The sequence below is a fragment of the Bacillus nitratireducens genome (assembly GCF_001884135.1).
Classification (GTDB): domain Bacteria; phylum Bacillota; class Bacilli; order Bacillales; family Bacillaceae_G; genus Bacillus_A; species Bacillus_A nitratireducens.
In genome coordinates this window covers 300,464-313,185 of the sequence record NZ_MAOC01000007.1, presented here as the reverse complement: position 1 = coordinate 313,185, position 12,722 = coordinate 300,464, and the positions used below count along the sequence as shown (strand labels likewise).

Below are 12,722 nucleotides of genomic sequence, written 5' to 3'. Positions count from 1 at the left end.
TCATCCCCCACTGATTATTAGTTGAACCAATCGGGCTTTTACGGGCAGTTGATCCCCACCTAACTTCTTTGTTTTCGCTGAATTTTGAGGTGGGGGTCTTACTGCTCGTTAATGCGGGATAAAATATATGAAAATGGCAGAGAAGTGAAAGGAGGGGATTTTTATGACAGTTACAATTAAAGATGTGGCGAAGAAAGCGAACGTAGCACCATCAACTGTTTCTCGTGTAATTGCTGATAATCCAAGTATAAGTGAAAAGACAAAGCGCCGTGTTCGAAAAGTAATGAGTGAATTAGGGTATCATCCAAATTTAAATGCAAGAAACCTTGCGAACCAAACGACGAAGACACTTGGTCTTGTTATGCCGAGTTCTGCAAGTAAAGCTTTTCAAAATCCGTTTTTCCCAGAAGTTATAAGAGGAATTAGTTCATTTGCACATGTGGAAGGGTATGCGCTTTATATGTCGACTGGTGAAACGGAAGATGAAATTTTTAATGGCGTTGTAAAAATGGTACAAGGGCGTCAAATCGGTGGTATTATTCTTTTATATTCAAGAGAGAACGATCGGATTATTGAATACTTGCATGACCAAAACTTCCCGTTTGTTTTAATTGGAAAACCATATGATCGAAAAGATGAAATTACATATGTAGATAATGACAATTATACAGCTGCAAGAGAAGTGGCGGAATATTTAATTTCACTAGGCCATAAACAGATCGCGTTCATTGGTGGTGGATCAGATTTACTTGTAACGAGAGATCGTTTAGCCGGTATGAGTGATGCTTTAAAACTAGCAGACATTGTATTACCGAAAGAGTATATTTTACACTTTGATTTTTCAAGGGAAAGTGGTCAACAAGCCGTTGAGGAGTTAATGGGACTGAAGCAACCACCGACGGCAATTATGGCAACGGATGATTTAATTGGACTTGGTGTACTAAGCGCACTTTCTAAAAAAGGATTCGTTGTACCGAAGGATGTTTCTATTGTAAGCTTTAATAATGCTTTATTATCAGAAATTGCGAGTCCTCCGCTTTCGACAGTTGATGTGAATATATATCAGCTAGGATATGAAGCAGCAAAAGCTTTAGTTGATAAAGTAGAGAATGCTGAGTCAACTGCAAAGTGTATTATTATTCCACATAAATTACTGAAGCGTCAAACTTGTGATCATTATGCATAAAAAAAGCTAAGAGTTTAACTCTTAGCTTTTTGCTTTAGAAAAGCTTCTAAACGGTCACAGCCTTCTTTTAAAGTTTCGATGCTATAAGCATAGGAAAGGCGAAGGTAGCCTTCACCGTATTCCGAAAATGCTGTTCCAGGAACAACGGCTAGCCCGGCTTCTTTTACAAGATCAAGTGCAAAATCAAATGATGAAGATGTTAAATGTCCAACATATGGGAATAAATAAAATGCGCCTGTTGGTTTCTCGACCGTTAAACCCATTTGAATGAGTCTATTATATACGTAATCACGGCGTTTTTTGTATTGATAGCGCATCATCTTCGGGGCATCTTTAGCAGCTGTTAAAGCTTCGATTGCAGCATATTGAGCGATTGAAGTAGCACATGTAACATTGTATTGATGAACTTTTAATATGTGTTTTGCTAAATATTCTGGAGCAAATAAAAGTCCGATACGCCAGCCGGTCATAGAATGTGATTTTGATAAGCCGTTAATGACAATCGTCTTATCACGCATTTCTGGGAAATGAGCGATAGATGTGTGTTTTTCTTCATATACAAGTTCACTATAAATTTCATCAGAAAGAACGAAAATATTTTTATCTTTTAAGACAGATACAATATCTTCTAATTCTTCTTTTGATAAGGTAACGCCAGTTGGATTAGAAGGATACGGTAAAACGACGCATCTTGTTCGTTCTGTAATTGCATGTTGCAATGCTTCAGCTGTTAAACGAAATCCAGTTTCACGAACATCTATAAAAATAGGAGTTGCACCACATAGTCGAATAATCGGCTCGTAACCAGGATAAATAGGAGCAGGTAAAATTACTTCCGTTCCTGGTTCTAAAATAGTTCGGAATGCAACATCAATTGCTTCACTGGCACCGATTGTAACGATGGTTTCGTTTTCAGGTGAATAATGTAAATCGTAGTTATCTTTTACAAAGTTACAAGCTGCCTTACGTAATTCTAGTAAACCGGCGTTATGTGTATAGCTTGTATAATTTTCTGTAATAGCCCGTTTTGCCGCTTCTTTTACGAGAGAAGGTGTAGGGAAATCGGGTTGTCCAATTGTTAAAGAGATAAGATTATCATAGTTTTGAATCATGTTAGAGAATTGACGAATTCCAGAAATTTGGATGTCCTTCACTCTAGGATTAATGAATTGTTCCATTGTATCTCCCTTTCTTCCGTTTGAAAATTAAGTCCATTTTAACATATTTTCTATGATTCCGCTTTGCATATGTCATTTAGAAAGAGAGAAAAGAAAAAAGCCGCTGAAAGCGACTTTTTAATAACCGTATTCCCAATCTATTTCATCTTCGTTCCAAAGTACGGAAGATACTTTGCCGAGATGGACAACGGATTCATTTACAGCACATGTACAGTTATCTTCCCCTGCTTTATGTTGCAGTTCTTCGTATACTGATTTTTCAACGTTTTCTAGCACAACCAAATTTTCTTCTTTTAAAACAAGCGTAGTACCCGCCATTTTTATCTTCCTCCTACTAAAGTAATGATCACTTATTTGTAAACATAGATAGTATGGATTATATGCTGTATTTTGCGATAGTTGTCCGTCTAGTGAAGTGTTTTTTAATTTCTTTGTAATCCGTATTCATTGTATACTGCATGAAGGAAATTTGGTACAGGGTTTACAATCATTTCGGAAATCTGTAACATTTATTATTAGTTGTTAACAAATAATTAACAAATACGTTAAGAAAAATCAAAATTTTAAAACAAATCAACTTATAAAATGATATAATCATATCAAAATACATATAGGGGATGAGAGGCTATGGAGCTGATTCGTGATTTAATGATCCAAATTGCCATCATTATTTTACCACTATTTTTATATGAAGCGATTCGTTTAAATCGTTATCAAGAAATGCTTCCGAAGCCTAATCGCTACTTTATTATGTTTTTATCTAGCGTTACACTCGTTCTCTCCATGACATACTCTATTTGTTTTGGTACCGTTTGTGGATACAATTTTCATCCAATCCCAATTGTTAGTGGTTTTTTATATGGGGGGATTGTTGGGCTCATCCCTGCCATTATTTTTGTTGCATATGAATGGATTGTTAAGGGACTCAGTTGGTTGCCTGTCGTAGAAGTTATATTTCTTTCAATAATTCCATTGTTTTTGTCAAAGAAATGGTCTCTTTTTTCAAGAGATAAGAAGCTAATATTAGCTTTTATGATTGCATCATTTTATGTTCTTGTTTCATTAGTATTTGGGATGTTGAATGTCCTTTTAGAAACAGGTTTTACACCGTACATATCTAATCTATATAGTGGGTATATATTTGCATCACTTATTATGGTTATGACAATGGTGTTTCAAGTGTATTTGACTGAGTATTTAAACGAAAATGCATTATTGCGTACAGAAATGCAAAAATCAGAAAAACTTAATATTGTAAGTGAGTTAGCTGCAAGTGTTGCACATGAAGTTCGAAATCCGCTCACTGTGGTACGTGGGTTTATTCAATTGCTAGAGAGTACGGAAGACGTAAAAAACAAAGATTATATGCGTCTCGTATTAGCTGAACTGGATCGTGCTGAACAGATTATTTCAGATTATTTAAATTTAGCAAGGCCACAAATTGAAAAAAAAGAACATATTTGTTTATCAGCACAATTAATTGAAATGACAACGCTTATGTCATCATTTGCAGCAATGCAGGGTGTTTATTTGCAAGTTGAGATTTCTGAGAGCCTTTATACTATCGGTGATAAAACGAAATTGAAGCAAGCTATTATGAATGTTGTTAAAAATGGTATTGAAGCAATTCAAGGAAACAAAGGGTATTTAAAAGTAACGGCTATTCAAAAAGATGAAACGATTGTAATAAGAGTTAAAGATAGTGGCGTTGGAATGACAAAAGAACAGTTAACAAGGCTTGGACAACCGTATTATTCTTTAAAAGAAAAAGGAACAGGATTAGGTCTTATGGTAACATTTAGTATTTTACAAGCGCATAATGGTACATTGGAATATAAAAGTGAAAGTGGAAAAGGAACTGAAGCTATTATTATATTGCCAGCTGTACGATATAAGGAATAAAAGTTACCGGTAGAAGGTAACTTTTTATTTTATTGTGCATTAGAAAATATACAGAAGTTTATTCATTTGTTTTTTCTTGTTTTGTTCGAATGAATAAACTTCTAAATGATTGAAAGAAGCTTTGCTCTTTTGAGGCGGCGACCAATCTTTTTGTTTCTTGAATTTCGCGAATAACTTGCATGAGTTGTGCATCACGGCTGCTGTCTTTATTGTAAATTTGATGGACAAGTTTATTCATTTTTTCTTCTTGTTTAGATTCTCGCTTATACATATGATTCATTAATAAGTCCATCTTTTCTTTCTGGAGTGCATCTGTTTGAGCGGCGTGATCAACTAGATCTTGTAACATTTTTTCTTGAGATCCTTCCTTTACATAAACTTGTTGCATAAGTTCATCTAATTTCTCGTCTTTTAAACGATTTTGTGTAATGAGAGTAGAGTTTTGATGAATAATTGCTTCATTTAATTGAGCAAGCATTTCAAGTTTTAACATGAACTCCTCAAAGTTACGCCCATCTTCTTTTTCTTTTGGTTGTATTTCTTGCTTATCTTGAATAACAGGTACAGGTGGGGCCTCTTTCTCTTTTAAAATAATAGGTATTGTTTCTGAAATATCTTCTTGTAATGTAGCAGCTCTTTCATGTATAGATTTCAATAGTTTTAAATCATCCAATTTATAAATACGAGCATCAGCTGTTTTTGAAATGATATAACCGTGTTCCTCTAAGAGTTGGCTATATTTTCGGACTATATGTTTTGGGATACCTGTTTTATTTGTAACATCTTTCGTTTTATAAATAGCTTCCATGATAGTTCCTCCCCAAAAAGTATCGTATATATCATTTCAATCTTTTATGAGGACTTCCTTTGAAAAAGAATGTCGGAAGGTTATTAGTTTTCTACAGCATTAGTGAAAAGATGGGGAAAAATGAATGTTTTTGGCGGAATGGAGAGGAAGAGCTAAAATAATGTCTGAAAACATACATAGAAGAAGTTTGTTATAATAGCTGAGGAAAAGAAATTGGTAGGAACACGGAGGTACACATGAAGCAATTAAAAGGTATTATCATTTCAATTATTGCAATTCTTTCTCTTTTGGTAGCGGTATATGAAGTACTTGTGCCAGAGGAGACAAGTACTAAAAAAACAACTACGTATGATCAAATTTTAGAGTTCCCGAAAGAACGATATCCAGAGACCGGGAAACATATAGCGGATGCTATAAAAGAAGGGCATTCAGAAATGTGTACAATTGATCGTAATGGTGCAGCGGATAGAAGGAAATTATCGTTAGCGCCATATCCGACGAAGAAAGGTTATGATCGCGATGAATGGCCGATGGCGATGTGTAAGGAAGGCGGAAAAGGAGCTCATATTGAATATATAAGTCCAGCAGATAACCGCGGTGCAGGTTCTTGGGTAGGGAATAAGCTAGACAAATATCCAGATGGTACGCGTGTGAAATTTGAAGTGAAATAGTAGTTGCACATTTCATAATGAAGGAGAAGGGAACTATGGAGTTAACAATTTCTTATTCACAATTAATGTTGATGAACTATGATGGTGAACAGCCTTACGTAGATTGGACAGATGAAGATTTTGAAAGAGGTTATGCTAAGGCGGATGGAACTGTTATTTTTGAAGCACTCTCTGATTATACTTGTGAAGTAAAAGTGACTTGTGGAAAACATATTGAGAAAGAAGAAGTGCTTAGAACGGTTGCGGTTCCTTTTACAGTTGAAAATGAATGTATCGTTGTAACGAGTATTCTTTCAAATAGATTTCAGATCCCTATTCCAAATGGTGAGTATACCGTTGTATTACAGGCAATTCCTCTTGAAGAGCCAACGGATGATGAATTATATAAAATACAATATGAATTCTTTTTTGAAAGTAAAGAATAAAAAATGGGTTATCCTTTTGGAGGATAACCCATTTTTGTTATGCGTTTGTTTTTAAAAGGGAACGAGCATCTTTTGCTGCTTGCACCATGTGTTCTAAAGCCGGAATGACTTCTTCCGTTCTTCTAGTTTTTAAACCACAGTCTGGATTAATCCAGAAATATTTAGGATCACATACTTGTAAAGATTGTTCTACGATTGCAAACATCTCATCTTTACTTGGGACACGTGGACTATGAATGTCATATACACCTAGACCAATTCCTTTTTCATATGTTGTATGTTTTAATGTATCAATAAATTCTCCATGACTTCTTGATGTTTCGATAGAAATAACATCTGCATCTAACGCACGAATTGCATCTACAATATCTTCGAAGTTACTGTAACACATATGGGTGTGAATTTGTGTTTCGTTTGCTACAGAAGATGTTGCTAAAAGGAATGATTGAACTGCCCATGTAATGTATGCATCCCAATCTTTCTCTTTTAACGGCATACCTTCACGAAGTGCGGGCTCATCGACTTGGATTACTCTTATTCCAGAAGATTCAAGTAATTCAATTTCATGACGAAGTGCTAGTGCAATTTGATATGAAACTTCTTTTCGTGAAATATCATTTCGAACGAATGACCAATTTAAAATAGTGACAGGTCCAGTTAACATTCCTTTTACAACTTTCTCTGTTAAGCTTTGTGCATAAACAGTTTCCTTAATAGTCATTCCGTTAATAAAGGCTACATCACCATAAATAACAGGTGGTTTTACGCAGCGGGAACCGTATGATTGTACCCAACCGTTTTTAGTGAATGAGAAACCAGCAAGGCGCTCACCAAAATATTCGACCATGTCAGTTCTTTCGAATTCACCATGCACTAGTACATCAAGACCAATATCTTCTTGGTAACGAATCCACTTCGAAGTTTCCTTTTCAATGAACTGATTATATTGTTCATTTGTAATATCACCGTTACGCCACTGTTTACGAGTTTGACGAACTTCGGATGTTTGCGGGAAGCTACCGATAGTTGTTGTTGGTAACAACGGTAATTGTAAAGCCACTTGCTGTAGTTCATATCGTTTTTCAAATGGAAGAGGACGTGAGAAATCATCTTCTTTAAGTGATGTACTTGCAAGTTTTACATCTTCACGATTACGTGCAGCTGATGAGCGGATGGCATTATGTGCGTTACGATATGTTGTCAGCTCGCTACTGATACTTTCTACACCTTTAGTAAGAGCAGAATGGATAAGGACTAGTTCTTCTAATTTTTGATTAGCAAATGCAAGTGCATCAAATAATTCAGTTGATAAGTGTGCTTCTTCTGTTTTATCAATTGGAGTATGCAATAAGCTACAAGAAGGCTGAACAATTAAACCTTTTGCTGCAATTTGATTTTGTAATGTTGTAAATAAAGAAAGTACATCATCAAGATCAGCTCTCCAAATGTTACGGCCATCTATACAACCGATAGCTAAAATTTTATCAGCTGGGAATCCATATTTTGAAATAGCATTTATATTACCTTCTTTGCCATGAACAAAGTCTAATCCAATACCGGAAACAGGGAATGTAATAATTTCTTCATAGTTCTCTTCTACACTATCAAAATATGTTTGTAGAAGTAGGTTAGCATTCGGAACTTCTTTATGAATAGCTTCGTAAAGTTCTTTCGCTTGATTAATTTCATCTTTTGTTAAAGATGCGAAGATTGGTTCGTCAACTTGAATAACTTTTGCTCCAGCTGCGTGTAATTCAGAGAATAATTGAACATAAGGTGCAACTAGCTCTTTTAAAATAGTGGCAAATTGATCTTCGTTATAACCTTTTGCTAGTTTTAGGAATGTATAAGGTCCTAAAATAACTGGTTTTCCATCAACGCCTAACTCTTTTTTCGCTTCTTCATATAAACGAAGAGGACGATTGTCTTTTAATGAGATTTGTAATCCTTCTTCATATTCAGGAACAATATAATGGTAGTTTGTGTTAAACCATTTTGTCATTTCAGAAGCAACGTGATCTTTAGAACCACGTGCCATCGCAAAATATACATCAAGGTAAGATGTAAACTCTGAAAAACGTGACGGGATGAACCCTAACATGTAGGCTGTATCCAGAACGTGGTCATAATATGTAAAATCGCCAACTGGAATTAATTCAATTCCTTTTTCTTGCTGTACTTTGACGTGTTGAAGGCGAATTTCTTTCATTGTCGTTAAAAATTGTTCTTCATCAATTTTATTGGACCAAAAAGCTTCCAATGTTTTTTTCCACTCTCGTTGTAGTCCGATACGTGGATAACCTAAGTTACTTGTTTGAATTGCCATTTTAAATTCCTCCCTAATTGAAAGTAAGCATTTCCGTTTACTAGGAAATACCTGTAACAAAAAGCATAAAGGCATAGAAAAATAAGCCTTCCTTTTTGTTCTTAACACCTCATCATCATCCGTGAGTCTACCAGTGTTGTTAAAATAGGCAGGTCTCCTGACTTATGCTTCATATAATTTCTTTCACCTTCCCGTTTTCACAGTGGCACAAAAAAGAAATCTTAGCATTTACAGTGGCGGGACCGTGTTGGAGTTTCACCAAACTTCCCTTTTAAACACGAAATGAAATGTTCGTGTACCTATTTTCCTTTTGAAAGGAATGTAACAAGCAATATGATATTGAAACAAATTCTAACACAATTTTCGGAATTTTGTCCACTGTTTTAAAATAAGAAAATTCTAAAGTTTTTTATTTATTTTATTCAGAAAATTAAGAATTTATAATAGGGATTTATTATTAAAATGAGGGTATTTTGAGTTGAGGGGAATAATTATAGTATTAGGTTTTTCTAAAAGAGGGGCACCTCTTTTAGAAAAACCTAATCATTATCTACACCTATTTCTGAAAGACGACCTACAGAAGCATCTTGTAAGAGTGTGTTTAGCCAACGTAACTCAACGTTAATATGCTCAATGACGCTTTGTAAAATATATAGTTGAGCACGAGGAACTAGTTGTTTATTGTGATCGTATATCGTTTGCATTGTATGTAAATATAGCATTGTATCATCTCTCTTTTTTTCCAAAATAGGAACTAGTTCTTGTTCGTCGCTAAAGTGAGCGAAAGAGAGCGCAGAATAAATAGGTTTATATATTTGGTTTTTCGCTTCAAATTGTTTTAATAATAAAGTGTGGAAAAGGGCTTTTCCTTCTTCTGTTATATGGAAGATTGTTTTATCTGGTCTATTCGTATCTCGAACAATATGGGTAACGCTAATCGCACCTTGTTTTTCTAATTGCTCGAAGGCATAGTATAGCGATCCTTTGGCATATTTAATATAACAATCCATTTGTCGTTCTTTCATTATATGTTGAACTTCATATGGATGTTTATCTCCTTCGAGTAACAAGCCGAGAATGACTAACTTCATGCTCATGCTGTCTCAACTCCTGTATATAGAAACTTTATATATATTATAAACGGTATATCCTCTTTCATAAAGGGATATACCGCTTCGTTTTTCTATATTAGCTTACTTGTTTTTGTTTTTGCTTCGTTTTCGGACCTGTTAAAAGACGTTCATTTCCCATAAGTAAAATACAAACTATACTTAGTACAGCTGGGATAAGTGCCCAGAAAAATGTATTGGCAATAGATGTTGCAAGAGCATCCTTAATACCACTCAGTACTTCAGGAGGTAGTTTGTCAGCGGCATTTGGTGATAATAAAAAGCTAGTGTCTCCACCTTTTGGAGCCATTTTTGCTAGTTCAGGTGGGAATACAGTGCTTAATTTATCAGTAAAAATATGATTTTGAATTGTACCGAAAATCGTTACACCAAGGGTCATTCCAAGTGAACGGAAGAATGAGTTCGTTGATGTAGCAGAACCGCGATCTCTCATTTCTAGTTTATGAATAGATGCCATACTTAAAACTGAGAAGGAGAATCCAACTCCAAGTCCAGCAAGCACCATAAACATTGTTACAAGTGTACGAGGTGTTTCCATTGTTAAAGTACTTAGTAAATAAATACCAAGAACGAAGAACACTCCGGATGCTATCATGATGTTACGATAACTTGTTCGTGAAGCTAACTGTCCGCCAGTTTGACTTCCAATTACAGACCCTACCATCATGGGTGTCAAAATTAATCCAGCATTTGAGGCTGAACCACCGAGAACACCTTGAACGAAGATTGGAATATAAACTGTACAGATGATAAAAGCTGCGCCATAGAAAAAGGCAACACCTTGGCTAGCTGCAAATAAAGGTTTTTTAAATAAATGGAAAGAAATAATAGGTTCTGTTGCGTTTCTTTCTACGAAGAAGAAGATAATAAGCGTAATAACAACAGTTGAAAATAAACCAATAATCACATTAGAGTCCCATGCATATTCTTTACCGCCAAGTTCCAGGGCAAACATTAAGCAAACGATACTAACGACAAGTGTAATAGCACCAGCCCAGTCGATTTTTTGTTTTCGATATTCTAGAGACTCGTTGTAGTATTTAGTAATGAAGAAGAAGGAAATAAGTCCTAATGGAATATTAATATAGAAGACCCAGTGCCAACTTATATAATCTGTAATATAAGCACCTAATAGAGGCCCGAAAACACTGGATGTTCCGAAAACGGCACCAAATAGACCTGTCATTTTCCCTCGTTTTTCAGGTGGGAATATATCATACATAATTGTAAATGCGATAGGCATCAGAGCGCCACCGCCAATTCCTTGAATGGCTCTATAAATACTTAGTTGTTCAATACTTGTTGCTGTCCCGCAAAGTGCAGAACCGAATAAGAAAAGAATTAGTCCACCAATATAAAAGCGTTTCCGTCCGTACATATCAGAAAGCTTACCGAAAATAGGCATACCAGCCATTGTTGCTACCATATATGCAGATGTGACCCAAACGAATTTGTCGAACCCTCCTAAGTCTCCAACGATTGTTGCCATCGCAGTCGCGACTATTGTGTTATCCATTGCTGCCATTAGAATACCAAGTAGTAAACCAGCAACAACAAATTTTGTTTTACTTGCTTCGTTTTTTGATAGTTGTGCTTCCAAAAGTAGCCCTCCTTTAATAAAAATTACACTAACTTAAGTTTTTAGATGCAGTGCATGAAAAATCTTTGTGTGTAGTTTGTTTCATTTCCTCTTTATTTATAAAAATTGAGCCTACATGATATAAAGAATGGAAATCATAGATTATATTATAGTCAAATTTGACTAAAAGGCAAATGTTTTCTATCGCCAAATTATTTTATCCCGCTTTAACGGGCAGTAAGACTTCCAACCCCAAAATTCGGCGAATGCGAGGAAGTTAGGCGGGAGTCGGGCCGTCCGTAAAACCCCCACTGATTAAAGTTTCACTTTATTATATTGACAAAAAGAGAGAGCAAGAGTTGATTTTGTTATGTAGTCAAGGAAGGAAATTGTAAAAAAATATTTAATAAAGAATAACCTGTGCCAACCTATTAAAAATGGTTTTTTCTTTATATTGTCGAATAGGATAAAAGGAAAAGAAAAATTAAAGGTGGTTTGTAATAAGCTCAATATTTTTTCTAAGTGTAGTTTATTGCGTCGGGAGGCAGAATAAAGTTGTATAGAGGATACATCTGGAATGAGGTGAATATATTATGAAAATATGGAAACGAATTTCGGATCAAGGAAGGTATTCTATACCGTTACAGCCGGTTTTGTGGATTGATGGTTCTAAAAAGGACACGGAAGCACCAAATGTAGCAGTCGCATTACAAATCCGAAGTATGTATAAAGAAAATTTTTCATATGAGATGATCTATGATGTTAATGACATACTAATTATTCGACTTGAAGTTGAAAATAAAGGCGTTGAAATGATTTCGCGAGTAGTTGTAAGTCATATGATTCGGGATTATTTCGCGTATATTCCAAACTCTTTAAAAGCAGATAAGGGAATAAGTGAGTTTTTATTTCAGCTCGTAAGGTGGCGAATCGATAATTTATCGCCGGGTGAAAAGGTAGAATTAATTTGTCAAATAAAAGCAAATAAAGATAAAGCTCCTCCAAATTCGTTATTTCAGGCTACATATACATTTCAATATAAAGGAGTATCATATGGACCGCTACAAACAAATGAAGTGGTTGTCAGAAAATGAGAAAAAGGAACCTACGCGAAAGGTTCCTTCTTTAATGAAGATTATGCTTCTTGAGTAATTTTTTTTGTTCCACTCCTTTTTTTCCAACATAGTTATTTTTGTATCCAAAATATAGAATGAATAGAAATGAAATAACATTTACTATAGCGTCAATTTGATCGTTTGTAATGAAGTTTATTCCGAAAGAGTTAAATAGTAATTTTAATGATAATAAAAAGCCAGCTAGTAAGCGCATAATATCTGATAGATTTTCTTTTTGAAGCATATATATCACTCCTTTCTAAAAACGATATATATTATATATATGAAATGAATTAGAAAAGGTATACAAGCTTAAGTAGAAATGTACATTAAATATGTACATTTTTTATTTTGTAGAAAAACATTATCGTTATAGAAACATATATTGGTATAAAAAGGGGG

Annotated in this window: 12 protein-coding genes and 1 riboswitch; of the genes, 5 read left to right on the top strand and 7 right to left on the bottom strand. The window is 34.9% G+C overall.

Translation table 11 applies throughout. The features are described from left to right. The first annotated feature begins 163 nt into the window (after window positions 1-163). Window positions 164-1,186: a maltose operon transcriptional repressor MalR gene (malR, locus tag BAU23_RS03010; RefSeq protein WP_000219030.1), complete on the top strand. Its 1,023-nt coding sequence runs from the start codon at window positions 164-166 to the stop codon at window positions 1,184-1,186. A 14-nt stretch (window positions 1,187-1,200) separates the two neighbouring features. Here the strand turns inward: malR and BAU23_RS03005 are convergent, their stop codons facing one another. Then, a complete protein-coding gene (locus tag BAU23_RS03005) occupies window positions 1,201-2,364 on the bottom strand; it encodes an aminotransferase A (protein ID WP_000434572.1) in 1,164 nt (387 codons plus the stop codon). Window positions 2,365-2,481: 117 nt separating this feature from the next. Further along, window positions 2,482-2,682, bottom strand: a complete 201-nt coding sequence (locus BAU23_RS03000) for a hypothetical protein (protein ID WP_000929279.1) — start codon at window positions 2,680-2,682, stop codon at window positions 2,482-2,484. Window positions 2,683-2,991: 309 nt separating this feature from the next. On the opposite strand from BAU23_RS03000, the gene kinB reads away from it, so the two are divergent. Beyond that, complete coding sequence (gene kinB / locus BAU23_RS02995; protein WP_016130208.1) at window positions 2,992-4,266, top strand: sporulation sensor histidine kinase KinB; 1,275 nt, start codon at window positions 2,992-2,994, stop codon at window positions 4,264-4,266. A 58-nt stretch (window positions 4,267-4,324) separates the two neighbouring features. Here kinB and BAU23_RS02990 read toward each other — a convergent pair whose 3' ends face one another. Next, on the bottom strand, window positions 4,325-5,074 hold the full coding sequence (locus BAU23_RS02990; protein WP_000387500.1) for a DUF3967 domain-containing protein: 750 nt from the start codon (window positions 5,072-5,074) through the stop codon (window positions 4,325-4,327). Window positions 5,075-5,310: 236 nt separating this feature from the next. Between BAU23_RS02990 and nucA the strand changes: the two genes are divergently transcribed. Together nucA and comJ are read left to right on the top strand one after the other, a co-directional pair. Continuing rightward, window positions 5,311-5,745, top strand: a complete 435-nt coding sequence (gene nucA, locus BAU23_RS02985) for a DNA-entry nuclease (protein ID WP_000811509.1) — start codon at window positions 5,311-5,313, stop codon at window positions 5,743-5,745. Window positions 5,746-5,780: 35 nt separating this feature from the next. After that, the gene (comJ, locus tag BAU23_RS02980; protein ID WP_000424027.1) at window positions 5,781-6,170 is read left to right on the top strand and encodes a competence protein ComJ; all 390 of its coding nucleotides are present in this window, start codon (window positions 5,781-5,783) and stop codon (window positions 6,168-6,170) included. Window positions 6,171-6,207: 37 nt separating this feature from the next. On the opposite strand, the gene metE is transcribed toward comJ, so the two are convergent. The 3 genes from metE to BAU23_RS02965 all read right to left on the bottom strand — a co-directional run bounded on the left by metE (window position 6,208) and on the right by BAU23_RS02965 (window position 11,226). Continuing rightward, complete coding sequence (metE, locus tag BAU23_RS02975) at window positions 6,208-8,496, bottom strand: 5-methyltetrahydropteroyltriglutamate--homocysteine S-methyltransferase (RefSeq protein WP_016130207.1); 2,289 nt, start codon at window positions 8,494-8,496, stop codon at window positions 6,208-6,210. 130 nt (window positions 8,497-8,626) lie between these two features. Continuing rightward, a riboswitch (cobalamin riboswitch) is annotated at window positions 8,627-8,814 on the bottom strand. Window positions 8,815-9,035: 221 nt separating this feature from the next. Beyond that, window positions 9,036-9,593, bottom strand: a complete 558-nt coding sequence (locus tag BAU23_RS02970; protein ID WP_000062078.1) for a PadR family transcriptional regulator — start codon at window positions 9,591-9,593, stop codon at window positions 9,036-9,038. Between the two features lie 91 nt (window positions 9,594-9,684). Then, window positions 9,685-11,226, bottom strand: a complete 1,542-nt coding sequence (locus BAU23_RS02965) for an MDR family MFS transporter (protein WP_000388063.1) — start codon at window positions 11,224-11,226, stop codon at window positions 9,685-9,687. Window positions 11,227-11,798: 572 nt separating this feature from the next. Here BAU23_RS02965 and BAU23_RS02960 point away from each other — a divergent pair. Beyond that, window positions 11,799-12,299 (top strand): hypothetical protein, encoded by a 501-nt coding sequence (locus BAU23_RS02960; protein ID WP_000708186.1) that lies wholly within the window; start codon window positions 11,799-11,801, stop codon window positions 12,297-12,299. Window positions 12,300-12,330: 31 nt separating this feature from the next. Here the strand turns inward: BAU23_RS02960 and BAU23_RS02955 are convergent, their stop codons facing one another. Beyond that, entirely contained in the window at window positions 12,331-12,564 is a 234-nt protein-coding gene (locus BAU23_RS02955) for an SPP1 phage holin family protein (RefSeq protein WP_000939455.1), read from the bottom strand. Window positions 12,565-12,722 lie beyond the last annotated feature (158 nt).

What these genes read in the sequence shown, in the direction of transcription:
- malR (WP_000219030.1), top strand. Translation starts at nt 164, where the DNA reads ATGACAGTTACAATTAAAGATGTGGCGAAGAAAGCGAACGTAGCACCA.
- BAU23_RS03005 (WP_000434572.1), bottom strand. Translation starts at nt 2,364, where the DNA reads ATGGAACAATTCATTAATCCTAGAGTGAAGGACATCCAAATTTCTGGA.
- BAU23_RS03000 (WP_000929279.1), bottom strand. Translation starts at nt 2,682, where the DNA reads ATGGCGGGTACTACGCTTGTTTTAAAAGAAGAAAATTTGGTTGTGCTA.
- kinB (WP_016130208.1), top strand. Translation starts at nt 2,992, where the DNA reads ATGGAGCTGATTCGTGATTTAATGATCCAAATTGCCATCATTATTTTA.
- BAU23_RS02990 (WP_000387500.1), bottom strand. Translation starts at nt 5,074, where the DNA reads ATGGAAGCTATTTATAAAACGAAAGATGTTACAAATAAAACAGGTATC.
- nucA (WP_000811509.1), top strand. Translation starts at nt 5,311, where the DNA reads ATGAAGCAATTAAAAGGTATTATCATTTCAATTATTGCAATTCTTTCT.
- comJ (WP_000424027.1), top strand. Translation starts at nt 5,781, where the DNA reads ATGGAGTTAACAATTTCTTATTCACAATTAATGTTGATGAACTATGAT.
- metE (WP_016130207.1), bottom strand. Translation starts at nt 8,496, where the DNA reads ATGGCAATTCAAACAAGTAACTTAGGTTATCCACGTATCGGACTACAA.
- BAU23_RS02970 (WP_000062078.1), bottom strand. Translation starts at nt 9,593, where the DNA reads ATGAGCATGAAGTTAGTCATTCTCGGCTTGTTACTCGAAGGAGATAAA.
- BAU23_RS02960 (WP_000708186.1), top strand. Translation starts at nt 11,799, where the DNA reads ATGAAAATATGGAAACGAATTTCGGATCAAGGAAGGTATTCTATACCG.
- BAU23_RS02955 (WP_000939455.1), bottom strand. Translation starts at nt 12,564, where the DNA reads ATGCTTCAAAAAGAAAATCTATCAGATATTATGCGCTTACTAGCTGGC.